Raw genomic sequence first — 26,060 nt, forward strand, 5'->3', positions numbered from 1 at the left:
ATTAAACTGTGGAACCTGCAAACCCAAACAGAAATCAAAACCCTCACCGGGCATAGCAGTTCGGTCAATAGCGTCGCCTTTAGTCCCGATGGCTTAACATTGGCTTCTGCTAGCCATGACGGCACCATCAAACTCTGGAACCTGCAAACCCAAACAGAGATTAAAACCCTCATTGGGCATAGCAATAAAGTCTGGAGCGTCGCATTTAGTCGAGATGGCTTAACATTGGCTTCTGCTAGCGATGACAAAACCATCAAACTGTGGAACCTGCAAACCCAAACAGAGATCAAAACCCTCACTGGGCATAAGGATTCGGTCAATAGCGTCGCCTTTAGTCCCGATGGCTTAACATTGGCTTCTGCTAGCTCTGACAAGACGATCAAACTGTGGAACTTGCAAACCCAAAAAGAGATCAAAACCCTCACCGGGCATAGCAATGAGGTCTATAGCGTCGCCTTTAGTCCCGATGGCTTAACATTGGCTTCTGCTAGCTATGACAAGACGATCAAACTGTGGAATCTGCAAGCCGAAAAAGAGATCAAAACCCTCACCGGGCATAGCAGTCGGGTCCTCAGCCTCGCATTTAGTCCCGATGGCTTAACATTGGCTTCTGCTAGCGATGACAAGACCATCAAACTGTGGACTTGGGATTTCGATCGGCTGATGACATTAGGCTGCAACTGGATTAGCGATTATCTCAGAACCAACCCGACATTGACACAAAAGGATAAACAGATGTGTTCTGATTAGCTCCACCACAAATAAATAAAAGATTAATGATTATTAAGAGTAAGGATTTGGACAGAATTAATTACATAAAATATACCTGAAAATCTCGCCTCGTCAAGAATATTTATGTAATTAATTTTGTCAGGTTACCGATGAGGAGGAGTAGGAGTAGGAGTAGGAAAAGGCCCGGGAAAAATATCACTCCCGGGCCCAGATGCCTCAGGTGATGGTTTCCTTTTCGGTTTCTTTTTCGGTTTCTTTTTCGGTGTCGGTGTCGGTGTCGGTGTGTCGTGAACTTTCGGGGGGACAGTACCAGGTTCAGAAGCCGGGTTTTCACCAACTTCATGAAAATTTTTATTCGGTTGAAAATTTGAGTTTTTGTCCGTATTTTCCTGGGTCGATTCTTCTGTCATTTCTTGTACCTTCTTTTCTGGTAAAGTGTTAATACAACTTTTGAAATGTCTATTCTGTTATGCAGGAAATTTATCATCAATCGGATTTTTCCTGAGTAAATGCCTTCAATAATTTAGAGAGGTTCTACTTGTGCGATCTTATGCACTCATCAACTGTATGTCTATGCGGAGTCGTCAGCACATCATTGACCTCTTTTCAACTTTTATACAGTTTAACACCGATCGCTCCAGTGGTTAGATAACGGAGCCGAAACTGCGTCGAGAGTATCGCAACCCTCACCGGGCATAGCAATGCGGGTCTATAACGGAATACGTTTGGCTTAGCGAAAGCCTGTCAGTGCGCGACAGGAGAGCAATTCCAGTATCTATTTTTCACATCGTGAAAGCCGATCGGACTGTCTTAACCCAAGCATATTGAAATAGGACTTAGGCAAAAACAGCCCGCGAGCAAGATGGGCGCACTACATTTTTTTCACCACCACTTCCACCTTTTCCGTTGTCCATTTCTTACTAGCAGAAGTTACAACCTTAATATTTCTCTGCGGCGAATCTTCATCTACAACCGTCGCCAATAATTCTTCCAAGGTATTAGTAGGCGTTTGATTGCCAAATCCTTTCCGAGACTGGTCTAACGGTGGCAATTCTAATAATTGAAAATTCGTTCCATCCAAAGTAGCAAATACTTTAATGACATCTACCCCTTCCTCATAATTTTCAGGCAATGAGAGTTGTAACTCAGTTTCTTTTTGTTGTCCAGGTTGTACAGCTTCAGAAAGCCCAAATTCGGGATACAATTGTTGAATACTCAAATCCGGCTGAAGGATCAATGCGGTGATATTTAAAGTTAGATTAGATTCATTGCGAATTATCAAGTAAACGCTTTCTTCTCCTTCCTCCAATACAGGAACCTGATTGTTAGCATTCAAAACTACAAGTTGCCTATTCTCTGATTTAACCAATTCAACCTTAAGTTTCCCATTGAATGGATCAAAAGCATCCTCATTATCCAAATCCAAAACCGTCTCATATCTTGCAATATGAACTAAGCGATTAATGAGTTTATATATTGCTTCCGGTTCGTCTAGTTTTATCAGAAAAGAAAGATTTTTAATTGGTTCTTTATTCGCATCCAAAATCAAATATTCCGCTTCAGAATTTAGGGAAACAAAATAATCCACATTCTCATCTTTCTCTGCTTCCGAACAGAATTCTATCCAGCGATGACCTTCAACTTGCTCTTTTTTTGCTTTGAGGATATCTGGGAGCATTTCCACATTTACACCAGAAATTTGCGGTAACGGGTCAGGCAGAATAACCCGAACTTTCCGAATTTGTTTCAACCCTGGACTCAAATAGACAGCAGGGGAACCAATTTCAATCATTCCTTCTGCTAATTTATGATTGATTGTTCTGAAACCCAATAGCTGTGTTACTTCTGCCCAACAGTCGGATGCTCCCAATTCTACAACTTTAACCGTAGCAATTCGCTGTTCGCTGTCTTCAAAATTCCGCGTCCCGAATCGAAAAATATCGAATTCTGCCCCTTTTTTAAGGCCGCTAGCTTCACCCATTTGCAATTGGACTCGGTTTTTGGTAATATCTACTTTCATCACCGGAGGGTTACGGCTAGCAACGACAGATTGATCGCCCAAAAAAGAGCGATTTGTCTCGCCAATCAACATCGGTGTTTGTCGTGGAAAGTCATTGTGAACTAGATTAGAAATGCGATCGTATAAGTTGTTAACAGGAATCTCTGTCCCGTATTCTCGCAAAGCTTTTAGTAAATAATAAGTTAAAGCGCCGTTGCGTTCCGTCCCTTCAAAAACCTTTTCATAAGCTAATTCCTGATCCCGACAAGCTGCTATTAAGGTATAACCTTTCGGTTCTGGTAACAAACCATTGACGACGGTAATATTGCGACTATTTTCTGTTGAAGCTTGCCAATTTTGTGCTAATTCCTGAAGCGGTGCGACTAAACTATCTGTAGGTCGAAGAGTCATATCAATAAAACCTTCACCGCGAATCCGGTCATCTCCGCTCATTTCTCTAGTTGCGCCACCGGAATGACAGCTATCGAGTACGAGGGTTACAACTAACTCTTTTGCCACCATTTCTTCCAGGAGTTTGGCAAATTCCAAATCGCGCAAATAGCGTGAGTTTGGTTGACCGATATCGCAGGGAACTAAGGCTTCATCTAAACCCATAGAACCCTTGAGGCTTTCAAAAATTGTTTTCGCCCGTCCGCCGTGACCGGAGTAGTGAATATATACTCGGTCTTGAGGTTGGGCTTTGGCGGTTAGTTCTTTGAATTTGGCGACGATATTTTCATAAGTTGGTAGGAGTTCCGGGGGTTCTTGGGGTTGGTTGGGATTGTCGGAAGCAGTCGCGGTGAGTTTAATAATTTGGTCGGGTGTGAGGTTGAAGGTTTCTTTTAAATAGGTTTCGACGTGGTTGATATCTTGGACGCATCCCCGCAAGTTTTTGTAGTAGTTACCTTCTGGTAAACGATGGGGGAAGTAGAAATTGATACCGATGAGGAGGGCGTAGAAGTTGGGGGTTTGGTTTGTCATGGTTGTTGGTGGGTAAGGTTTGATAGTTATGTAGGTTTGAAGTGGGGGTTTTATACAATACAGCTTAGTGTACTGCATTACAACGGGAACCGCTGTAACATAGCAGAAGTAAAACCTATCTAACTATTGGATGGGTTCGGGCACCAAATGCCCTACTAAACTCTAATACAAAGTTCCGCCCGATCAAGGAATACAGGAGATAGAAAATGAGATTCTGATGAAATATTAAAATATTATTTATTTTGCCAGGTTATGTTATATGCTGGTCTATAATCTGGACGTAAGTTTTCATTTGGGATTGCTTAAGGGGAATTTAAATATGTCTAATAATACTAATCAAAATTTGAATACTGATATTTCCGAAAATCCAAAACCAACCCCAGATGAAATTAGAACAGTGTTAAAACCACTTTTTGAAGAGTTTAACCAAATACTTCAAAAATATGGATTGAAAAATGTTGAGGTGGTTGATTTTACTACCATTGTTTCCTCAAAGGTATTTAGAGAAGCAACAGACTCATCGCAAACTATCTTGGACGAATATAATGACATCTTGAGAAAAACAGGTTTTAGTGATGTCTATAAAGATTTAGAGATAATTGACTTCACCATAGCTGCTACATCACTCGTTCGACAAAAAAAAATAAAACAAGCTTTTGCTCAAATTAGAGATGAGAGAAGAGAGCAAATTACAAGAAGAGAGCAAATTACAGATGAGAGAAAAGAGCAAATTATTTTATTTCTGAAAAGCAACCTAGCGCTAGAGAGGGAAAAATGTAAGTGTCGGAATAAAAACAATCAGTGTACACGATGTCGTGATGTAACTTTTGATCGATGACTGGTTAAGTAGCCATCCTAAACTGCATTATAGTGTAGGCAATTTAGGAGGGCTACTTACTTTGACCGAAAGCCGGAATGTACTGCTGACAAGTTTTCTTAGCTGCTTGCGTCGAATCACTTTTAGGCTGAATGAAGATAAGATGTTTCTGCAATTGCTTACAGGCTATTTCAAGCGGAATTTGCCAGGAAAGCAACCAAGAAACTGGCCACAAACTAATTGTATTTTCACTGCCGCTAACAATCCACTTACCATCAGGACTGAAAGCAACCGAATTGACCCATGCTTTGTATACTTTTAGAGGTTGTCCAATCAGATGACCTGTATTAGCATCCCACAGCCGAATGGTCTTATCCCGGCTTCCACTCATAATCCACTTACCATTTGAACTGAAAGCAAGGGAAGTAATTGTACCTTGATGTCCTTTTAGAGGCTGTCCAATCGGCTGACCGCTAGTAACGTCCCACAAGTGAATTGTCTTATCACTTCCACCGCTGGCAACACGCTTGCCATCAGGACTAAAGGCAACCGAATAGACCTCACTTAAATGTTCTTTTAGAGGTTTCCCAATGGGCTGACCTGTCGTGACATCCCATAAGCGAATGGTTTTATCGTCACTACCACTGACAACATGCTTGCCATCAGGACTAAAGGTAACAGACCAGACAGCTTCTTGATGTCCCTTTAGGGGTTGCCCAATGGGCTGACCTGTGGTGACATTCCATAAGCGAATGGTATTATCCTCACTACCACTGACAACACGCTTGCCATCAGGACTAAAAGCTACTGACAAAACTGCTGTTTGATGTCCCGTTAGGGGTTTTCCAAGTGGCTGACCTGTAGTAGCATCCCACAAGCGAATGGTTTTATCCTCACTACCACTGACAATACGCTTGCCATCAGGACTAAAGGCAACAGACCAGACAGCTTCTTGATGTCCCGTTAAGCGTTTTCCAAGTGGCTGACCTGTAGTGACATCCCACAAGCGAATCGTACCGTCCTGGTGTCCGCTGGCAACCCCCTTGCTATTAGAACTGAAAGCCACGGAATTAACCAATTCCTTAGATTCCCCAACGATCTGATTCATGGTGACATACCAGAGGCGGATCGTCTTGTCAAGACTACCACTAACTATTTGCTTGCCATCAGGGCTGAACGCTACAGAATAGACAGCTTCCTGATGTCCTGTTAGGGGCTGTCCAATCGGCTGACCTCTGGCATCCCACAGGCGGATTGTCTTGTCAAGGCTACCACTAACTATTTGCTTGCCATCAAGACTGAAAGCTACAGAATAGACAGCTTCCTGATGTCCTGTTATGGGTTGCCCAATGGACTGACCTGTGGTGACATCCCATAAGCGAATAGTGTTATCGCCACTACCACTGACAATGCGCTTGCCATCAGGGCTGAAAGCTACAGAATCGACAGTTTCTTGATGTTTTGTTAGGGGTTGTGCAATGGGTTGACCTGTGGCATTCCAGAGGCGAATCGTCTTGTCACTACTACCACTGACAATGCGCTTGCCATCACGACTGAACGCTACAGAAGTGACCCCATCTTTGTGCCCGCGAAGGGGTTGTGCAATAGGTTGACCTGTATTAGTATCCCAGAGGCGAATTGTCTTGTCCCAACTCCCACTGGCAATGCGCTTACCATCAGGGCTGAAAGCTACTGAACTGATAGATTCTCCATGTCCCTCTAGGGGTTTTCCAAGTGGCTGACCTGTAGTGGCATCCCACAGGCGAATCGTCTTGTCCCAACTCCCACTGACAATCAACTTTCCGTTAGGACTGATAGCTACCGAAGTCACTCCAGCTTCATGTCCCTTTAGGGGTCTTCCAAGTGGCTGACCTGTAGTGGCATCCCACAAGCGAATCGTCTTGTCCCAACTCCCACTGACAATGCGCTTGCCATTAGGACTGATAGCTATTGAATTCACCTCACTTTTATATTGCAAGCGATTGAATTCCCGGTTAACGAAAATCGCATCTAGTAAATTGTCACGAGCAGAATTATCAAGAAATTGGGGAAATTGAACAAAGGTTGACTTACCTAAACCAACAGCAGCAATAGCATTGACAAGTGCCTCAACAGGCTGATTTGCAGCTAGCAAAGCTTTAGAAGTTGCTGCTAGTTGTTCCACTTGCTGGCGTTGGGCTTGTTGAAGCTGATAGATGGCAAATCCAGCCAACATCATTGCTACAGATGAAAAGCCACTTAGCCCGATAATTTGCAGTCGCCGTCCGCGTTCCCGTTGCTGTCTCTCTCTATCCGTTTCTTTAACGCTAACCTGAATAAAATCTCGTTCTTCCTGTGTCATTTGATCTGCGCGCTTACGCAACCAATCTTCCGCTACAGTCAACAGCGCACCCCGCAACAACCCTCCAGCATCATGGTTGTTATTTTTCCACTCCCGTAATGCCACCTTCAGCCGTTCTTGCCAAGTCCGAAACTGACGGTTAGCATTCATCCACTCGCGCAGAGTTCCCCATTCTCGAATCAGCGCTTCATGCACCACCTCTACGGTATCTTCCTGTTCTTGGCGTCCCGTCACCACCAAACGAGCTTGATATCCAGCTAAATAACTGACCAAATTCCAGTTATCTTCCCCCACTTCCGCACGGGTAGCAACGCGCCTGGTATCCTCCGTTCCTTCCCCCGGACGCACTAATTGCACAAAAATTCGCTGCGCCTGCTTTTTCTCTATTTCACTCAGTTGTTGATAAATCTGTTCGGCATGATTGGCAATGGCTTTTTTCACCCCGCCAATTTCTTCATAAGCTTGGTGAGTTAACTCTCGGTTGATTTGCTTTTCCCACAAGCGAGTTAGGGCAAATTCTAATAATGGCAAGTTACCCGGTTCTTCTCCGACATCATCGAGAATGCGTTGGGTTAATTGCGGTTCTAACTCTACTTCCAATTTTTGAGCAGGTAATTCAATAGCTGCCTGCAATTCTTCCCGCTTCATGGAACTGAGTAATTGCGGTGTATACTCTTGCAACGCATCCCGAAAGGGCCGGTAGGAAAGCACATAACCGTAAAAGTCAGCCCGTAAAGTAAAAACTAATGTAATATTTTCTTGAGCAATCGCCGTTAACAACGCATCTGCAAAGCGTTCCTGTTCTTCCTTTACCTGACAAAGGGTATACAGTTCCTCAAATTGGTCGGCAACTAACAACAAACGTTTACCTGGGTTGCGCTCTAAAATGCGAGATACGACTTGCTGTAAAGTGATTTTACCGTTTTGTAAATCGCCGGCTAGTGCCACGGCTTCCCGTAGTTGTTGAGTTTCACCTGCTTCTGGTTCTAATTGCCGCACTAAAGCAGAAGCTAAGGGAAAAAATGGGTTTTTCCCCGGACGAAATGATTCAATTAACCAGTTTCCCGCTTTTCGTAATTGGGGAATTAAGCCGGCATACACGACAGACGATTTCCCACTGCCACTTGGCCCAACTACCGCGACTAATGGTTGTTTGTTCGTTACTTCTACTAACTTAGTAACAAAATTTTCCTGTCCAAAAAAGAAATATGCATCTTCTTCTTTAAATGCAGACAATCCTTGATAAGGGTTGGGTGGAATAACACATTCAAAGGAACTTAAACTATCCTCACCTAGAGCATAAATTAAATTCTTTTTCTTAAATACTGGTGTTTCATGCTCTAAAAAACCGATCATCTGGGAACAACCTAACTCGTAGGCTTCTTCCACCTGATATCCTGCCGCAACAGCATCATAAAACGCCACAGCAAAGGCAATGGATGCTTTATCCCCCACGGCTTTATTCATGCCAATGACATAATTAACATAATGGCTAATTGCCTCTGCTTGTACCTCTGAATAACAAGCATTAAGGATGACGCACTCTACACCTTTTTTAGCAAATAATTTAAACATACTGGCGAGGGCATTTGTTTGCACCAATGCCATTTTGCCGGTATCATCTTCTAAGACAATGCCATCTTGGCCGGCACCATGTCCGCAAAAGTGAACAATATTTGGTTGATAATCTAAAATTGCTCGATAAAAGTCACGGGAACGCACCGCCCATTTTTGTTCTAATTTATACTGCTCTCGTTGATTTGCTCGTCGCAATCCTTCGTCAATTTCCCGGATCTCTTGCTCCAATCGCAGGGGAACGGTATTGGTGGGATTGGCTGCCAGAATCAGAATTGTTTTGACTGGGGTGTTGTTAGTCATGGGTTCGGGAATTGCTCTGGTTTTCTGGAGCTTTTACCTTTGTTTGCTTAAGGAGATTTCTTTTACTTAAACGGGTAAAGGTATTTCTATTACTATACAGTTCAGTCTTAGTATCAATAGTCCGGACAGTTTTTATATCGCCCAATGGCTTATTCTCGCTTGACTTTGAGTCACTGCGGATAATTAAATCGATCTCAGCTCCACCCCTGACGCGGCATTTAATTCGACTTTTTTATGATTCTTGCCCCGCGTAAGCTTATAGTATCGTTCCCAAAACTGTGCGGAGTATTGTTAGTATACTAAGCTGGCAATAAAATCTTTGATGTGCGTTAAGTAACTTTACAGTCTGACAAAATGTAAAGCTATCATAACCAGTGGGATTGATTTGCTTGAGTTCTTCAACAAATTTAACTGTGTTTGCTTTATTTCCGGTTCGATAGTAACTTTCTAGGAATTGAAATGTTACATACTTAGCAGCAGTTTGAGGGGACGATCGCACTTTTTTAAAGAATGGTTAAGATTGCCGATGTGTAGCTAGGCATTCGTTAAGCTATATTGACGGGTTTTTACTCATCAGCTTCGCAGGTAAAGGATAATCAGCAATATTCTAGTTAACCATAGTCGGGAGACAAGTAATCATGGCAGAAATTGAAGTTATTGTAGAAAGTTTGTGGGAACTTGATGAGGATCAGCTAGCAGCACAAATTGGCGATCGCGCTCAAGCCATAGAGGATGATGCGGCTGGACTTGGAACCAGAGGGATAGACCCAGCTTCCCTGGATTCTATTGATGTGAATGTTGCCGCTAGAGCATCGATCGATCTCAGGTTCCTAGAAGCTGGCCAGCGGTTGTTCGATCGCGTAAACCCCTTAGTTTACGAGCTGATGTGCAAACCCCTCGGAAACGATCCGCAGACTCAGAAAATCCTGGATGAAGCGATCGGCCAGAATTACACTAAAGCTGCTGGGATGTTAAGTCCTGTTCTAATCTCTGGGCTGGGACTTGCTCCTGCTATTGCTACTCTCCTCGCTACCTTGATTATCAAAAAGATTGCCAATTATAGCGCTACTTCAATTTGTGACAATTGGAAGCAAAACCTGCCCAAACCCACAAGCTGAGCTATAAACGGAACTTCCACCGAAGGCGGAGGAAGTTCTGTTCCAGGTTTGGTGAACTCGATCGCGCTAACACCTCAACCCATTTGTTCGCGGGTTTTGAGAGCGACAATTCCGTCGGGCTTCAAACCTTTTTTCTGCTGAAATTCCTTGACGGCTGTATCTGTTGCCGGCCCAAATTCACCATCAACCCCAACTACAACGCCAGCCTTTTTCAAGCCTTCCTGAAGCTTGATTACATCTGAGCCTTCCATTCTGGGCATCGCCAAGCGCAACGTTCTGGGCTTGTCATCCCACGGGGCTTTAGCAAACCCTTGAGCAGGCGAGTGATTAAGTGCATCCTCGGTTTGCGGGCCAAAGCCGCCATCCTCGCTAATCTTTGCATCCGGGTTGTTCTGATTCCAAAGCTGCTGAAATGCGAGTATTGAGTTACTGCGAAGATCGATCGTCCCGCCGCCTATGTAGTCGAAGTGAGGCGGATCGCCCGGTAATGGCTGCCAGCCATATTGCATCAAATAAGATTCCCAGCCTCTGGCATCTTCAATGTCGATCGCTAGCCCTGTTTGGTGATTGCTGGTGCCTGGTGGCGCTACAGGATTAGAGTTGTTGAAGCGATCGTTATACAATAACATTTGCTGGGCGATCGTGCGGTAAGCAGAGTTCACCTGCATCGTTTGACCTCGATCTTGAATGGCTCTCTGAAGTGCCTCTTTTGCCGGGGTTTGTACGTAGGGAAAAGCTGCATCCAGCAAGTCTACATTAAGCTCATCAAAACTGACAAAGGCATCTGGCATCATCCGTTGTAGTTGATAAATCAACTGTTGAGATAAGCCATTGACCACCGCAGTCGAAGACATGGGGGCATCTTGGAGCAATCCCGGGAAACTGCCTCTAACTTCCAACATATCCCGTTGGACAAATTCTTCACAGGCTTCGATAATTACAGGTTGATTAAATAGAATGTCGTTTGAGTTAGTCATGGTTTTATCCAATCAATTTGAATTTGGTCAGTCCTGGATTCATAAACTCTATCCGTAGGCGATGCACACCGCACCTTACCTCCACAGAACTTGTGAAAATTACTTGATTGTGTCAGTCTAATTGGTTACACAATCGATTTTATAGTCCCAATTCTTTGCGTGTGTGGACACCGACAACACCATCCGCCGTTAGCCCTTTTTGCTGTTGAAACTGCCGCACAGCACGATCGGTGTCTTTACCAAAAACGCCATCTGCTGAAACATTTATTCCTGCCGCGATCAGCGCTTCTTGCACTTGACGCACATCCTCACCTTGCATTATTGGCTCCGTAAGTGTGAGAACCCGAACTTCAGGAATTCCTAAAAACAGAGCTTGCTCGGCCAAGCGCCTGCGTGTCAGCCCTGGCCAGGGTTCACCATTGACTTTATTCCACACAGGAAACTGATTGGCTGCTCCTTGATAATCTCCGTTGTTCAATAGCTTCAGAAGAGTTGAACCTCCAAAACCTTCTGTTCCTGGGCCCACGTTGAAACAGAAGCAAACCAGTGCAGAAAACTGGTTGTCATCGATCTCAACTTCAACGGCATCCTCAACATAGGATTCAAACTTTTCTAAATCTTCCCTCAGCAATTCTTCTGCTTGCGTTTGGCTAATAGTCAGTTCTGGATAAACATCATCGCCCGTGTGTCCGTAACCAATTGTCCAAACTCCACCGCCATCATCATAAGCAGTGAGTTCACATCCTTCAAAGGTAGTGAGAAGCTTGAAACCTTCTTGATTGATATGCTTTGAACCTCTTGCTTCTACCACATCAGGAGGTTGTTCGTCTGGAGGATGAATATGATATGTTTTAGCCACACTGAAGCTTAAAGCATCAATTAATGCTTTTACTTGCCCATTAGTCTCCGTGACTTTAATAGCTAGGTCGTCTTTGATTTCGTATACGCGACCATCGCCGAAGAGTTCCAACGATCTTTTTGGCATTTGAGTTTTTCCTTTTTACAAGGTAGGTTCAGTCAAAAGAGGCACCTTGAAGATCCGAACGCAAAAGTTTTGCCTATTTTCAAAATGAGTGAAAAGAGTCTATTAATTAATGATTTCGATCGAAAGTCTTGGCTTGACGGGTAATTTGGTTATTATATAGGTCTGTTCCACAGTAATGTTCGCGATTTGCCCAAACCTTTACAAAAATTCATTCACCTTGACAATCGGCTTTCCCAATCTCTCTGATTCACTACGCGCAGTTTTGGCTCATATTCTGCCGATGTAACTAATCTTATTGCAATAGTCCGGACAGTTTTTAATTCGCAGTCTGAAACCCTGGATTTCCGGGAAAGTAACTCGATATGTAAAGCTATCATCAAAAAAGCGATCGCTTCGTCAGGACTTACGCACAAAGTGCTTTGACTCGCCGCGAATTATAGCGGCTTCAGTCCTCGGATTTTATGAGAACTGAAGTCCGAACGATCGAACCAGTTTTACTGTTCTTAGCTACACAATGTAAGCAGAATCGATTGCCTTTGCCCGATTAATTGCCACCAATGTCTGGTAAATCAAAACCGAAATCTCAGCGCGGGTAATATCCCGCTGCGGTGAAAGCCAATCGCGGGAAGGATAATTAACCACAATCTTCAAAGCAGTTGCTGTAGCGATCGCACTCAAAGCATAATTAGGAATTTGAGAGCGATCGATGTAAACTTTCAAAGAATCAGGATTGCCGCCCTTCAGTTCCAAACCGTTAACCAAAGACACGATCGCCTCAGCCTTAGTCAAATTCTGATTCGGGCCGAACTTCAACCCCGGAAACCCCGCCAAAAACCCCCCCCGATTTGCCCGTTCGATCGCACTTCTCGCCCAAAAACTAGCAGAAACATCAATAAAGTTGGTAGCCGGCACCCTCGGAATCGGACTAAACGCACTCACCAACAGCGCCGCATATTGAGCGCGGTTTAAACTGTCATCAGGCCTAAAAGAACCGTCAGGAAAACCGCTAATTATATTAGCCGCAGCCAAAGCTTCAATAAACTTCTGTGCCCAATGTCCAGAAATATCGCTGAACACCGCACCCCCGATATTCGGATTGCCGCCGCCCTTTCTCACCGCAGCTTGCACAGCTTTAAAAGCATTCACTTTCCCGTAACCAAACCAATCGCTGCGGCCGTTGTTAGGATCGTAATTTCCCATGCGATTGCCCAACTGGGGATCGGGATCGGGATCGACAATTTTCTCAGCAGTTTGTTCGAGAATTCCCCGCACTTCCCGCGCCGTCAAACGGGGGTTAGCCGAAAGTATCAACCCTGCAACCCCAGCGACTACTGGAGTGGCGCTGGAAGTACCGCCAAAAGTATTAGTATAGTCCCCCCCATCGTAGCCCCGATCGCCCACTCGATCGGCTGTAAACACCCCCAAACCGGGCAAATACTGCGTCACCTCCGGCGGCGTGCCGATAAATCCGGTTTCTGGCAACCAAGTGCCCGGCGGTGCGTTGTTGCTGGGGGCGCAAACCGAGATGCTGGTGCCCCAATTGCTGTAGGCTGCTTTTTTGTTGAGGGAAGTGGAAGCGCTGACGGCAATTACGTCTGGGTGAACGGCAAATCCTGCCAGCCATCTAGTTTGACCGCCCAGGACGTTGTTGGGCCAGCCTTTTTCGTTAACAGTACCGTTGACTGGGCGGTTGGCATTACCCGCAGCGAACAGAATAACGCAGCCTCTGCCGCCCCGCCCTTGGGTTGCTGCTTTGGTGATGACCGCACTTTGGCGCAGGGAAAGGGGATAGTAAACTGCTGAAGGCCCCCAACTGCAAGAAATGACGGCGGCACCTTTTTCGATCGCCCAATTAAACATTTTTTCGACAGAATCGTCATCGAGAAAACCCGTGGTACGGATGGGCATCAGGGCGCAGCCGGGGGCGACGCCGACAATGCCTTTGCCGTTTTCTTCAGCAACGGCCACGCCGGCGCAACTTGTGCCGTGGTTGTCTGAGTCTGCGACTGGCATCGGGGAAGTGTCGCCGTCTTTGAAATCGATGGGTGAGACGATTTTGCCTTGGCCTTGAAAATCTGGGTGGGTGATGTCAACTGAATCGTCGGCGATCGCAATTACGATCGATCGAACTCCGCGAGTCATGTTCCAAGCTGGTTCTGCATAAATTTGAGCACCGCCGACAAGTTCGTTGCCACCTTTGTTGTTGAGATACCACTGTTTGGGATAAAGCGGATCGCGGGGCGTGTAATGCTGCTGCGTCTCTACTAAAATGTTGGGTTCAGCGATCAGAACTTCTGGATATCTTGTCAGGCGGTTGGCAATTTTAACCGGGTTTTCTGTTGCTTGTTTGGTGACTTGGCAGACGAAGGTGTTGGGAATTCCTTCTACTGGCCGGACTATTTTTAAAGCTGCTGCATTGGCGATCGTCTTTCGCGATTGTTCGTCTACTTGTTCGCCAAATTGAATGGTAATTTGGTCGGTTAAATAAAAGAATGTACTCGGATTATTCGCGGGGCAATAGACGTGGCTGGCAAAAGCTACAGCATCGCTGGCGCGGGCTGCTTGCATTGCTGCTTCAAGGCTAGAGGGCGCAACGAGATATTCTTCGAGATTGGTTTGGCCGACGCGACGGTTGAGTTTTGCGCCAGTTGTTGCAGCCCAATCGTTTGAGGCTAATGCTGTTGATGAGGGGCGGACTGTAAAGCGATCGTCCGCTTTTGACAACAGCAATTCATCGCCGCCACGCTGCAAAATCACTGCCAGACTTTCTTCTGGAACTCCAATTCCTTGATAATTTTGGAGAGTGTCGGATGTCGGTTTGCTTGGTTGTACCATCAGAAATGCTTTTGTTTAATTTTAATCCAGTCTTACTATATTCTCAAGAACAGGCAGGATGCCTGTTCCACAAAAACTGAATTTTGTTGTGGGCCATTGCTCCTAGCCCGCCCGTAAAAGGCTTATTAACAATGATTCAGCAAGTCCCCTCAAATAAACACACCAGGATTAACGTTGAAAAATTCTCCCAGCGCCTTAGCTTGGGCTTTGCTAATCGCCCGTTTACCATTAACCACCTCAGAGACTACTCCTTTTGAGCCAATCACGCCTACTAAATCGGCTTGTTTTAGTTCGCGAACTTCGATTAGGTGTAATAGAATATCCCGGGGATTCGCTTCTGCAATTGGGTAATATTTGGCTTCGTATTCTTCGATCAACAGCGCCCAGAGACTCAGTAAAGTTTCTTTTTCTAGAGTTAATTCTTCCTCGGACATTAGGGATTCGACTTCTGCGAGGGCGAAATCATAATCTTCTTGTTTCAGGATAGGCTTAGGCTGCGATTTCACCAGTAGTTGACCGTAAGCTGTTCTTTCAATTGCGATATTCATGGTTCGTTCGATTGTTGAATTAGCTCGGGACTTACCCATCAAAACCAAAGAAACCGGGTTTTCCACCATTTTTAAAGCCTCAAAGGCAGTATTTAGGTAAAAAAACCCAGTTTCTGCGTCCAGGACTAGATTGCCGGGATCTGTCCAATCCCCAGCGATTTCCTTGTTCAATCCAAAATCTAAAATCCAAAATCGATCGCGCACCCTTTGACATTTCAAAAAATTTGGTTTACACTTAGCCGGTTGCGATCGCCAATGGTAAGATCGGCTCAAGCTAAATATTTTTTTAAAGCGCACAGGCGCAAAGTAATTTCATGGTATACTCTGGAACTGTTTGCTGGCTTCGCTCCACTGCCCGGATTACGATCGGGGCGATCGCAGCTTTTACCCTGTTGCAACCGCTCCAAGTCCAAGCACAACAACCTTCTGCGCCAGAGAACCAACCGCAAGTCGAACCCGCCGACGACCCCACAGACCCCAACAATCTCCGCCCTCTAACGCAAGACAGCAGCCTGCTGAGTGTCCAGGGAGGTCAGCGTTTGATGACAGAAGCCAGCAGTGCTATTTCCGATCAGAATTACGCACTCGCTACTCAAAAACTCCAAGAATCCCGCCAAATTTTCAATCAACTATCCAACTTCTACCAACAACTGGGGAGCAGTTTTGCCGGAATTGACATCCGCTTGGCCGAAAGCCACCGCACCAAAGCTGTAGAAACAGCCCAAATGCGCGACGAAGCTACCTACCGCCTGGCGTTGGTACACCGGGCGCAAAATAAGCCCGAACTGGCTGTGCCCCTGCTGATTCAGATTATTCGATCGCAGCAGCCAACTCGCGACTTGGGCAAGAAAGCTTACCAGCAGTTACTGGAATTGGGTTTTGTGGATTCGCCCTTTCCCCGGCCGGCCAGCAGTCAACCGAGTTCATCGACCAAATAGTTCCCCTAAAATCTAAATTACAGCCGTTTATCAGAGAAACCTATGGTTACACCGTCTCAAGTAGCAGAAATGATTAAGGCAGGGTTGCCCGACGCTAAAATACAAGTTGACGATTTGACCGGCGGCGGCGACCACTACCAGGCGAGAGTAGTCTCTGCGGCCTTTGAAGGAAAAAGCCGAGTACAGCAGCACCAACTGGTTTACGGCGCTCTCAAACAGGCTATGGCTAGTGAAGCCATCCACGCTTTGGGCTTGGAAACCTTAACTCCGGCAGAATGGGAAGCGAAAAGTCAAGTTGCTTAATTGTTGAGTAGCAATTGGGTATCGCAAGTTGGTGCTGGTGTCAAGAGTTGCTTGAGAGACAACTGCTGCACTTACGCACGAAAACCAAAGAAACCGGGTTTTTTAACCGGAATCTCTGGCTGTAACGAAAGATTTTCGTAAAAAACCCGGTTTCTGCGTCAGTCAACGTTTAAAAATTTTCAAACAATATTAGGAGCTACCATGACTACAGCAGCACATGAAAGAATTGACGAGTTGGTTAAGCAAAATAAAATCATGGTGTTTATGAAGGGCAATAAGTTAATGCCCCAGTGCGGTTTCTCTAATACTGTGGTGCAAATTCTCAATACTTTGGGAGTGCCTTACGAAACTGTGGATGTTTTAGCAGACCAGGAAATTCGTCAAGGCGTTAAAGAGTATTCCCAATGGCCGACAATTCCCCAAGTCTATATCAACGGGGAGTTTATTGGCGGCTCGGATATTATGATCGAGATGTATCAAAAGGGCGAATTGCAAGAAGTTGTAGAAGTCGCTTTGGCTTCTTAAATACAGGGAAGGGAAAGGAGAAAGAAAGTTGTGAGTTTTGAGTTGTGAATTTTGAGTTTTAATTTTGGGGTGAAAGACTTAAAAAAATCTTAGTTCGGAACTCAAAACTTTCCCAATTTTCTAACTTTAACAACAGTAGGGCGGACACGGCCCGCCCTACTAAACATCAATTTTGAAACTACAGCTTGCAACTTCCTGACTGAACTTTTATACCAAAACTGGATTTTCTTAGCCCTTCAATCATTCTGGTAATAGCTGTGGGTATCAAAAAAGCTATTACCAATTACCCAATAATCAGCGGGTTTATTAAACCGAATTTGGTATTAATAGTAGTCTGATTCAGTTTGTGTCTGTGGCATTGCAAAATTGGATGGGTCGTGAATGTAACGCGCTGCTTCTTCCTCTAGTCTGTGAATCAGATAGGGTTCCAGACCGTTGGAATGCCGCAGGGCTGCTAAATAGCCATCTAAGTAAAGCCGCAGGTCATCAAAGCGATAACCTCTATTCCACATTTCGACGAGGGCGTCGGTGAGTTTTTGGTAGTGCCTGATTGTTTGGGTGTCTTGTAGCATGGTGTGAGGTTGAAATCCTTTGTGGTTTGTATAATGACGGCGGGATTTAGGAACGGCCTCGATTGATGCTGATTGGCTCAGCTTGAGGCTATTTCTAAATAAAAGTTTTTACCCTGCTCAACAGGCTACCCTCCATAAAAAATTTCACTCGCTGCAATGCAGTGGCTCGACTTTTTTGCGCGCACCTAGATAATCCGCCGTGCGTTTAATTGAGTCGGGATGTTGCTGAATTTTGCGGTCAAAGTGGGTGAGTCTTCCGGCTACCGAGCGAACGGTTGGAGGAATTTTAGTTTCAGTTGCGCGATTTGTCAACCTCCTATGGGTGGCGGCTGGGCCGGGGGGTTCGGTTGTAGCAGGCGGTTGGGGCATAAGATCGATCGGCTTTACACTGTCTTATTTTCATTGTAAGCTCATCGCCAGAATGATTTAACCTTTCTGCGGACTGACGAGCCCAAATTGACCAAATTTTTAAAATTCATCCCCTCGGTTTGTTCTCCGCTTTAAACGGAGCTAATGCTTGAGTAGCGCTGGTTACAAAACCTTGACAAAAGCTCTGTTAACCTGGTAGCCATTAGTGATAAGGGAAGCTCGCCTCTGTGGAATCTGCAAGTATTTCAATTGTTGAAGGGAATCCGCACCTGCGATCGCTCTTGGGCTGGCATCTACAGCAAGTGGGTCACTGGGTGCACCAGTCAGCGGATATCAGTCACGCTAGGGAAATATTTTTCAGCCGCCAGCCAACCCTAGTCATTCTGGATGCCCAATTGCCTGATGGGGACGGTTTGGAATTTTGCCGCTGGCTGCAACAGCAGCAGCAGTCGCTGATTTTGATGCTGTCGGCGCGGAATTCGGAATCGGATATTGTTGAAGGTTTGAAGGCGGGGGCAGACGATTACCTGACTAAACCCTTTGGGATGCAAGAGTTTATGGCCAGGGTGGAAGCTCTGATGCGCCGCAACCGCACGATGATACCGCCGGCGACGCTGGAGTGCGGGCTGCTGAAAATTGATTTGGTGCAGCGCCGAGTCAGGTTGTACGAGGAACATATTGAGCTGACTCCCCAGGAATTTAGCTTGCTGTACGTGCTGGCTCAAGCTGGAGGAGTGCCGCTGTCGCGCTCGGATTTGCTGCGGCGGGCCTGGCCCGATGCTATTGATAACCCCCGGACGATCGACACTCACGTACTCTCTCTGCGTAAAAAAATCGAAATCGACCCGCGACAGCCGAGCCTGATTCAAACTGTACGGAATGTCGGCTACCGACTGAATCTGGAGTTGTTGAATGGGAGTCAACGGCATTTACCGCTGGTACCCGGAGCTGTGAGTTCTTAAACTATTATCGGGCTATAAGTCGGATTTTATTTTGGGAATTGATTGGCGATCGCATCGGTTTTCGCCGCCATAATAAAGTCATTCCGGTGCAGTCCAGAAATCGCGTGAGTCCACCAAGTAACGGTAACTTTTCCCCACTCGGTTAACAGTGCGGGGTGATGTCCTTCGGTTTCTGCTGCTTCGCCGACGCTGTTTGTAAAGGCGATCGCACTTTTGAAATCCGGGAATTTGTAGGTGCGTTCTATTTGGGGAATGCCATTTTTTTCGATGAAATTCCAGTCGGGAATGTGAGGCTTGAGTTGTACAATTTCGTAAGCTGTGACGCGGGGAGAGTTTGGGCGGCAGGCGGCACAGCGTTCTTTTGCTAAAGGTTCCATAAATGGCTTGTTAGCGAGAAGATGCTAAAAGACATTATAGACATTTTCTAATCCCAGCAAGTAGCTAGGCGCAAAGTAACTAGCAAAAGAGGCAGAGGCGATCGCTGTTTCGCTCAGAATTTATAACACCCGTTTCATGTTATTATAATATGCTAATCTGATTTTTAGTAGTGAGTTTACGAGACTAAAAGCTTGTTCGTAAAGTTCAATTCACGATCGGGCGATCGTCCTTTTTTACCTATACTGATTAAAAGAGCGATCGCACTTTCGAGTTAACATACTGAGTGAATTTTCTTGTGGGGTGTCCCCCCCGCCCTTCAGCAACAGGCTTTCCGGCTTGTTCCACATTAGATGCACCACAGTTTACTCATCCTCTTCTTCAACTTTTTCTACATCAATCGCCGCTTTCTTGAAAGGACAATCATTACAACAATAGAGTTTCGATACTTCCTCGCTGTTTAAAGTTTGTTCGAGAGGGCAACGCGACACTTCCTCTTGATTTTTGTCAAAATAGAGGTGGAAACCCACTAACCCGAAAGTGAGCACTAGCCCCGCCCAAGAGTTGATGGCACCGACTACAGTACCGAGAATCGCCTCTCCAATCATCCATTGCTGCTGTTTTGATAATCCCATAAACCATTTCCAACTCAACTAATTTGAGTGTGGAATTTCGGGATACCCGAAGGCAAAGAATGGCTGGAACTGTGCTAGAATCGGCATTAGGGATATTCGGGACTGTCATTCGGTTTCGGGATTCCCGAAACTTTCCCGAAACTTTTTTTAGCAATTTACTTTCCGAAGCTATGCCCAAGCAGGGAAAAGGCGAAACGTCTTGGCAGCGAGTCAGTTATTTCGTTGAGGCGCTAATAGATTATGCGTTGAATGATACAAATCGCATCTCTAATCTCCGCGTCAGTTGGAAAGATAACGATAAAGACTTGCAAGTGACGGCGACAAAGGAAGCCCTGCGCCACTTGCTGAAAGATAGAGGGGGCTTTAAACCAAAGAAGACAACATCTAACGACCAAGTTAGAAAGTACATCGGCGAGGTACTGACTCATTATCTCGGAAAAGAGCTGAAAATTCTGGATGATCACCGCCCGGCAAAGCAGGGTTGTAGGGATTGGACTTTTACTCTGAAGCTGTGGAGTAGAGACAAAACAGAGAATTTGCAAAAGTTGGCAGAAGTGTGGGGCGTTAACGGCGAACCCGGTATCAGTAGTCAGATTAACAGCGGACAAAATACTGACGGCAAAAGCGAGAATGATGATGTGCCCGCAGATGCCCCTCCCGACAAAGCAATCAGGGTGGCTTTCTCTCAACTACCTGACTCTATTCCTGTGTGGAAAGGGCGGGATGAATTGGTGGAAAATTTAACGGCAAAATTAGTGCAGGTGTTGCCCGATGGAACTTCGCCGCCGAAAGTATTGGCGATTATCGGGCAAGGCGGTATGGGCAAAACGAATTTGGCGATTAAACTTGTAGAAGGATTGGGGGTGAATTGGCAACAGTCAGTTTCTCAAGCAGGGAAAAGTTTGCTGGCTGGCGGTTATGAGTGCGTGATGTATTTCAAAGCACTGGAGGGAACGAGTTTTGATGATGTGGCTGGATTTCTGTTAAGTGAAGGTTTGGGAATTCAGGCTGCGGAAGTGTTGAAAACTGCCGATGAAAAGATTGCGAAAATTATGGCTGGCTTGCAACAAACTCGCTGTCTTTTGGTACTCGACAACCTGGAATCTATTTTGCATCCTGCTGTTGATGCGGGAAATCCAGACATTTTGGCTGCGGCGCAAATACATCGAGCTATTTCACCGGATTGGGGTAAGTTGCTGAATGCTTTGGTTTATCAGCAGCACCAATCGCAAACGATTTTAACCAGCCGGGAATTGCTTGCGGATTTGGCAGATACCCGCTATCCGGGACTAGCACCGGATTCGCAATTGGTGCATATAGAAGTGTTGCAAGGTGTGGATGTGGCAGCGGGTGTTGAGATTTTGCGGCAGCGAAAGTTGACGGATACATTAGCTGATTTGCAGTGGATATCTCAGCGGGTTGAAGGTCATGTTTTTTTATTAACTCAATTGGCGGCTCTCGGCAAGGGGAAACCGGGGTATCTGCGGAAGCATCTCGAATTGGTAACGAAGAATGCAGAACCGATATTGCGAAAACAACTAACAAGGCAAAGTGCAGCGGCAAGAGATTTACTGCGTCGGATGTGTGTTTTGCGAGTGCCGATAGATGTCAGGGGTTTAACTTTCTTGCGGCTGTATGCGGATGAGATTGAAAAAGATATCCGCTTAGAATTAGCAGCAGCATTAGCAAAACCTGCAGAATTGACAGACGCAGAAATTAACGAGACAGAATCTATTTTAGAGCGATTAGTCGGTGCGAGTTTGGTGCAGAGTCGTTATGACGAGGAGGAATGTGAGTATTTTTATGATTTGCACCGGGTGATTGAGGAGTTTTTGCAAGGGGAATATAGAGATGAACTGCCAAAGCTGCTGGAAAGTGTTTATAAGTTTTACTGCACTGGTAAAAATGTGAACAATCCTCAAAGTTTAGCAGATTTACAAGCTGTTCTAGAAGCTCAACATTTTGCCTTTAGGTTGGGCAACTATCGTGAAGCTTACTACTTAATCCCAGATACATACTTAACAAGGTGGGGATACTGGAATTTATCAAAAGAATTGTACGAGCAAATATTACCTTATGTTGAAGGATCTCGACGTTCTTATTGCTTGAGAGCATTAGGTGCAATTCATCGGCATTTTGGGAATTGGGATTTAGCAGAAAAATATTTTAAAGATGCGCTAGCCATCGCACAAAAAGAAAATAATCAGAGCGGCATTGCTACTTCATTAGGGATGTTGGGAGATCTCGAGGGAAAGCGCGGCAATTGGGATGAAGCTGAACAGTTCAAGCGACAGTCTTTTCAGTTGCGAAAAGAATTAGGCGATCGCGAAGGCATGGCAATGTCTTTGTGTGCTTGGGGAGAAATCAAACACGCTAGGAGTGATTTTTATGCTGCCGAACAACTTTATCAGCAGTCTTTACAAATAAGAAAAGAATTGGGCGAGACTGCTGGCATAGCTATTGTAAAAGGTTGTCTTGGTAAAAATAAAGTCAATCAAGGAAATCTCGAAGAAGGCAAACAGCTATTGATTGAAGCTTTAACAACAATGCAAGAACTGAATATGTCTTACGAAATTGCCGAAACTAACTACGATTTAGCAGGACTTGAGCGATCGCGCGGCAACACAGAAGTTGCTCAACAACATTACGATACAGCACATCAAATTTTTCAACAATTGGGAGCCGCCAAGGATTTGGAGAGAATCGATCGAGAATGGCACAGCACCGATTAAAACAGGGACATCGGATTGAAGGAGGCGATATTTGCTAACAACAAACACGTCAAACATTCAGTCCGGCAGGAGTTGAAACCCCTGGCGGACTTCGGGAGAATGAAACAGCCCTGGGGGGTGAGGGGGAATCTGGTGCTTAGGCAATATCAACCGATAACTTTCTTAATCAAATCCAACTTACCTAGATAGGGAGCGTAGCGCCATTTTAAGTCAAGTAAAAATGACTTTTGCAGCACGCTTTTTTGATGCGAAAAGGTGTCAAAACTTGCTTTGCCGTGATAGGTGCCGATGCCGCTGTCGCCAACTCCGCCAAAAGGTAAACTTGTTACTCCGATTTGCATAACCGTGTCGTTGAGACAAACTCCCCCCGAAGAAGTTTCCCGCAAAACTCGCTCTTGTTTCTCTTTATCCTTCGAGAACAAATACAAAGCTAGGGGTTTGGGACGGGCGTTGATTTGGGCGATCGCCTCCCCGAAATCATCATACTCCAAAACTGGCAAAATCGGCCCAAAAATCTCATCTTTCATCACAGGCGCATCCCAGGAAACCTTGTCCAGAACCGTCGGTGCAATATATTTATCTTCGGGGTTTGTTTGACCGCCGACGACAACTTCTCCGTCTTTGATAAACTCTGCCAAACGTCCTAAATGATGCTGATTGATAATTCGGGAATAGTCGGGACTTTTCTGCGGGTCGTCGCCGTAAAATCCGTGAATTGCTGTTTTAATTGCCTGCATCAAATCGGGTTTAATTTTTTTATCAACTAACAGGTAATCGGGAGCGATACAAGTTTGACCGGCATTGATGAATTTGCCCCAGGCAATGCGTTTAGCCGTGTATTCAACTTGAATATCTGAGTCTACAATGCAAGGAGTTTTGCCGCCCAATTCTAATGTGACAGGTGTCAGGTGTTTGGCGGCGGCTTCCATGACTATTCTACCGATTTTTGTGCCACCAGTAAAGAAGATGTGGTCGAATTTTTCGGCTAATAATTGTTGGCTGATTTCGACTCCTCCTTCGACGGCGGCTACATAGGCGGGATCGAAGGTTTTGGTAATCATGTCGGCGACAACAGCCGACGTGTGCGAGGCGATTTCTGAAGGTTTGAGGATGGCGCAGTTGCCTGCGGCGATCGCCCCGACCAAGGGTGATATCATTAGCTGAAATGGGTAATTCCAAGGCCCGATGATTAAAACTACGCCCAAAGGTTCTGGGTAAATGCGGGCCGATGCGGGGAATTGGTCGATCGAAGTAGGCACTTTTTTCGGCTTGGCCCACGATTTAACGTTTTTGATGGCATAATTAACTTCTGCGATCGTAGCAATTTCAAAGTAAGCCTCGTACTCCGGCCTGTTCAAATCAGCCTTGACAGCATCCACAATTCGTGATTGATAGGAAGCGATCGCACTTTTGAGATTCTTGAGTTGTTCGATCCGGAAATCCACATCTTTAGTTTTCCCAGTCGCAAAAAATTGCCGCTGCTGCTGGATAATATCGCTGACTCTGATTACCATATTTAGTCCTCCATGTCTATCAATAAATGTTACAACAGGAAAACGGAACTTGGGTAAAGTGCGATCGGTGTTATATCCCCAACTTCTTCAGTAAGTCGTGGATCTTGGCTTTACAAATCATTGATAAATGCTATAAATTAGAAGCTAATAATTGTGGAACTGACAACGGAGTTGGCTGATGAAAATATCTAAGAACGATTTTTTTTTCTATTCCTGCTGGCTGCTTTGTTTGTTTGCAGTAGCCGGATGTACCTCTAAGCCCCAAAAGCAAGTTGTCATCTGCTCGAAAGACTTTACCGAACAAGCCATTCTCGCAGAAATTTTAGCACAGCACATCGAAGCTAAAACAGATATCAAAGTAAAACAAGAACAGAATCTCGGAGGTTCGCTTTGCCATCAATCCCTAACCGCAGGTAAAATCGACTTGTACGTCGAATACACGGGTACTGCTTACGCCAACATACTGAAACAAAAACCGATTTCTGACCCCAAAAAAGTCCTCGATTACCTCAAACAAGAATATCCCAAACAGTTTAAAGCAGAATGGACGGAACCGCTGGGATTTAATAACAGTTTTGCGATTATTGTGCGGGGAGATCAGGCTAAAACACTCAATTTGCAAACTCTCTCGCAACTAGGCAAAGCTGCACCAAAATTGCGCGCTGGTTTCGGCCCTGAATTCAAAGATAGAGAAGATGGATTTCCCGGATTAGCTAAAACTTACGGGATTAAATTTGCGGAAGAACCGAAGGAATTGTTATTAGGATTGCTTTATCAAGCGCTGCAACAAAAAGAAGTAGATGTGATTGCTGGTAATACGACGGACGGTTTGATTCAAAGTTTGGGTTTAGTAGTGCTGAAAGATGATAAAAACTATTTCCCGCCCTACGAAGCAGTTCCGGTTGTGCGATCGCAAATTTTGGAAAAATACCCCGAATTGCGTCAAGCGATCGCAGAATTGGGCGGCAAAATCTCCGAGGAAGATATGCGTAAACTCAACTATCAAGTTGACGGGGAACAGCAAGAAGCGGGACAAGTGGCGCGGGAGTTTTTGCAGCAAAAGTTGGGCGACTCAAAACCAGTAACTCCGGCGAAATAAAGAGTTTCATTGCTCTGGCTGTTTGCGGAACCGTATTGTGGTTAGCTATACTATTGGTTAGACTCATATAAATAAATGAAGGTATAAAGCTATGACAACTGTCAAAACTGCTATCTCATTGCCAGCATCTTTATTTGAACAAGCCGAAACATTAGCTGGCGAAATGCAAATTTCGCAGAGTTTTTTGATCGAAATAGCGCTTGAAGAATTTATCCGCCGCCGCGAAAATCAACAACTGTTAGAAAAAATTAATGCTGCTTGCGAAACACCTCTCTCTGAAGAAGAACAAGTTTTGCTTCGCAAGATGAGTCGCTCTCATCGCAGGCTGGTGGAAGGCGAATGGTAATAAATCAAGGTGATATTTTTTGGATAGAACTTGATGAGCCTTCTGGTTCAGAACCCGGTTATCTCCATCCCCATGTAATCATTCAAAACAATTTATTCAATCGTTCCCGCATTAATACGGTTGTTGTTTGTGTGCTTACTTCAAATCTCAGACGGGCTAATTCACCAGGAAATTTCCTGTTAGAAGCAGGAGAAGCTGATTTACCAGAACAAAGTGTTGTTAACGTCTCGCAGATTTTGACGATCGATAAATCTCAGTTAGGTGAGAAAATTGGCACACTCTCGGCAGAGCGATTTCTTCAAATTCTTGATGGAATTAGGCTGGTAGTTGAACCTCGCGAAGCTGAGTAAAACTTTCCTTAGCCTTTTAAATTTCATGGGGCTTAACCTCTCCTCAGCTAGTGATACAGCACTTCCGGATGTTATGAGGTACAATAGAATCGACTAAAAATAATATTATACCAATGAAAGCATACTCAG

22 protein-coding genes and 1 pseudogene are annotated in these 26,060 nt (G+C 45.1%); 11 read left to right on the forward strand and 12 right to left on the reverse strand.

The annotated features are described in order from the left end of the window. A pseudogene (locus tag QUA20_RS27925) lies at nt 1–750 on the forward strand (WD40 repeat domain-containing protein); the annotation flags it as partial. A 125-nt stretch (nt 751–875) separates the two neighbouring features. On the opposite strand, the gene QUA20_RS27930 reads toward QUA20_RS27925, so the two are convergent. Continuing rightward, on the reverse strand, nt 876–1,142 hold the full coding sequence (locus QUA20_RS27930; protein ID WP_333193157.1) for a hypothetical protein: 267 nt from the start codon (nt 1,140–1,142) through the stop codon (nt 876–878). A gap of 461 nt (nt 1,143–1,603) precedes the next feature. After that, complete coding sequence (locus QUA20_RS27935) at nt 1,604–3,712, reverse strand: caspase family protein (protein WP_333193159.1); 2,109 nt, start codon at nt 3,710–3,712, stop codon at nt 1,604–1,606. Between the two features lie 319 nt (nt 3,713–4,031). Between QUA20_RS27935 and QUA20_RS27940 the strand changes: the two genes are divergently transcribed. Next, nucleotides 4,032–4,550: a hypothetical protein gene (locus QUA20_RS27940; protein WP_333193160.1), complete on the forward strand. Its 519-nt coding sequence runs from the start codon at nt 4,032–4,034 to the stop codon at nt 4,548–4,550. Nucleotides 4,551–4,602: 52 nt separating this feature from the next. Here the strand turns inward: QUA20_RS27940 and QUA20_RS27945 are convergent, their stop codons facing one another. Further along, nucleotides 4,603–8,748: an nSTAND1 domain-containing NTPase gene (locus QUA20_RS27945; protein ID WP_333193163.1), complete on the reverse strand. Its 4,146-nt coding sequence runs from the start codon at nt 8,746–8,748 to the stop codon at nt 4,603–4,605. 638 nt (nt 8,749–9,386) lie between these two features. Here QUA20_RS27945 and QUA20_RS27950 point away from each other — a divergent pair. After that, the gene (locus QUA20_RS27950) at nt 9,387–9,866 is read left to right on the forward strand and encodes a hypothetical protein (protein ID WP_333193164.1); all 480 of its coding nucleotides are present in this window, start codon (nt 9,387–9,389) and stop codon (nt 9,864–9,866) included. Nucleotides 9,867–9,940: 74 nt separating this feature from the next. Here QUA20_RS27950 and QUA20_RS27955 read toward each other — a convergent pair whose 3' ends face one another. The 4 genes from QUA20_RS27955 to QUA20_RS27970 form a co-directional block, all read right to left on the reverse strand. Then, a complete protein-coding gene (locus tag QUA20_RS27955; protein ID WP_333193165.1) occupies nt 9,941–10,843 on the reverse strand; it encodes a peptidoglycan-binding protein in 903 nt (300 codons plus the stop codon). Nucleotides 10,844–10,982: 139 nt separating this feature from the next. Continuing rightward, nucleotides 10,983–11,828, reverse strand: a complete 846-nt coding sequence (locus tag QUA20_RS27960; protein ID WP_333193168.1) for a glycoside hydrolase family protein — start codon at nt 11,826–11,828, stop codon at nt 10,983–10,985. A 507-nt stretch (nt 11,829–12,335) separates the two neighbouring features. Next, nucleotides 12,336–14,663, reverse strand: coding sequence for a S8 family serine peptidase (locus QUA20_RS27965; protein WP_333193170.1), 2,328 nt, complete (start codon nt 14,661–14,663; stop codon nt 12,336–12,338). 149 nt (nt 14,664–14,812) lie between these two features. Further along, nucleotides 14,813–15,430, reverse strand: coding sequence for a hypothetical protein (locus QUA20_RS27970; protein WP_333193173.1), 618 nt, complete (start codon nt 15,428–15,430; stop codon nt 14,813–14,815). Nucleotides 15,431–15,525: 95 nt separating this feature from the next. On the opposite strand from QUA20_RS27970, the gene QUA20_RS27975 reads away from it, so the two are divergent. The 3 genes from QUA20_RS27975 to grxD all read left to right on the forward strand — a co-directional run bounded on the left by QUA20_RS27975 (nt 15,526) and on the right by grxD (nt 16,977). After that, a complete protein-coding gene (locus QUA20_RS27975; RefSeq protein ID WP_172192606.1) occupies nt 15,526–16,149 on the forward strand; it encodes a hypothetical protein in 624 nt (207 codons plus the stop codon). A 42-nt stretch (nt 16,150–16,191) separates the two neighbouring features. Next, entirely contained in the window at nt 16,192–16,452 is a 261-nt protein-coding gene (locus QUA20_RS27980; RefSeq protein WP_172192604.1) for a BolA family protein, read from the forward strand. Between the two features lie 201 nt (nt 16,453–16,653). Then, nucleotides 16,654–16,977: a Grx4 family monothiol glutaredoxin gene (grxD, locus tag QUA20_RS27985; RefSeq protein ID WP_172192602.1), complete on the forward strand. Its 324-nt coding sequence runs from the start codon at nt 16,654–16,656 to the stop codon at nt 16,975–16,977. 323 nt (nt 16,978–17,300) lie between these two features. On the opposite strand, the gene QUA20_RS27990 is transcribed toward grxD, so the two are convergent. Together QUA20_RS27990 and QUA20_RS27995 are read right to left on the reverse strand one after the other, a co-directional pair. Further along, a complete protein-coding gene (locus QUA20_RS27990) occupies nt 17,301–17,549 on the reverse strand; it encodes a DUF6761 family protein (RefSeq protein ID WP_172192600.1) in 249 nt (82 codons plus the stop codon). Nucleotides 17,550–17,693: 144 nt separating this feature from the next. Continuing rightward, nucleotides 17,694–17,918 carry a hypothetical protein gene (locus tag QUA20_RS27995; RefSeq protein ID WP_333193178.1) on the reverse strand — a complete coding sequence of 75 codons (225 nt, stop codon included), beginning with the start codon at nt 17,916–17,918 and terminating at the stop codon, nt 17,694–17,696. Between the two features lie 227 nt (nt 17,919–18,145). Between QUA20_RS27995 and QUA20_RS28000 the strand changes: the two genes are divergently transcribed. Continuing rightward, nucleotides 18,146–18,880, forward strand: coding sequence for a response regulator transcription factor (locus tag QUA20_RS28000; protein WP_333193181.1), 735 nt, complete (start codon nt 18,146–18,148; stop codon nt 18,878–18,880). A 26-nt stretch (nt 18,881–18,906) separates the two neighbouring features. Here QUA20_RS28000 and QUA20_RS28005 read toward each other — a convergent pair whose 3' ends face one another. Continuing rightward, entirely contained in the window at nt 18,907–19,257 is a 351-nt protein-coding gene (locus QUA20_RS28005) for a 4a-hydroxytetrahydrobiopterin dehydratase (RefSeq protein ID WP_333193183.1), read from the reverse strand. Between the two features lie 363 nt (nt 19,258–19,620). Continuing rightward, nucleotides 19,621–19,890: a hypothetical protein gene (locus tag QUA20_RS28010; RefSeq protein WP_333193186.1), complete on the reverse strand. Its 270-nt coding sequence runs from the start codon at nt 19,888–19,890 to the stop codon at nt 19,621–19,623. Between the two features lie 59 nt (nt 19,891–19,949). On the opposite strand from QUA20_RS28010, the gene QUA20_RS28015 reads away from it, so the two are divergent. Continuing rightward, nucleotides 19,950–22,622, forward strand: a complete 2,673-nt coding sequence (locus QUA20_RS28015) for a tetratricopeptide repeat protein (RefSeq protein WP_333193188.1) — start codon at nt 19,950–19,952, stop codon at nt 22,620–22,622. Between the two features lie 146 nt (nt 22,623–22,768). Here QUA20_RS28015 and QUA20_RS28020 read toward each other — a convergent pair whose 3' ends face one another. After that, nucleotides 22,769–24,136: an aldehyde dehydrogenase gene (locus QUA20_RS28020; protein WP_333193191.1), complete on the reverse strand. Its 1,368-nt coding sequence runs from the start codon at nt 24,134–24,136 to the stop codon at nt 22,769–22,771. Nucleotides 24,137–24,314: 178 nt separating this feature from the next. Between QUA20_RS28020 and QUA20_RS28025 the strand changes: the two genes are divergently transcribed. From QUA20_RS28025 to QUA20_RS28035, 3 genes are all read left to right on the forward strand, one after another. Then, on the forward strand, nt 24,315–25,235 hold the full coding sequence (locus QUA20_RS28025; protein ID WP_333193193.1) for a glycine betaine ABC transporter substrate-binding protein: 921 nt from the start codon (nt 24,315–24,317) through the stop codon (nt 25,233–25,235). 91 nt (nt 25,236–25,326) lie between these two features. Then, entirely contained in the window at nt 25,327–25,581 is a 255-nt protein-coding gene (locus tag QUA20_RS28030) for a hypothetical protein (RefSeq protein WP_333193197.1), read from the forward strand. Further along, entirely contained in the window at nt 25,575–25,931 is a 357-nt protein-coding gene (locus tag QUA20_RS28035; protein WP_333193198.1) for a type II toxin-antitoxin system PemK/MazF family toxin, read from the forward strand. The genes QUA20_RS28030 and QUA20_RS28035 overlap by 7 nt, the downstream gene beginning before the upstream one ends. Nucleotides 25,932–26,060: the final 129 nt, after the last annotated feature.

This window comes from Microcoleus sp. Pol7_A1 (assembly GCF_036701085.1).
In the GTDB taxonomy this organism is placed as follows: Bacteria; Cyanobacteriota; Cyanobacteriia; order Cyanobacteriales; family Microcoleaceae; genus Microcoleus; species Microcoleus asticus.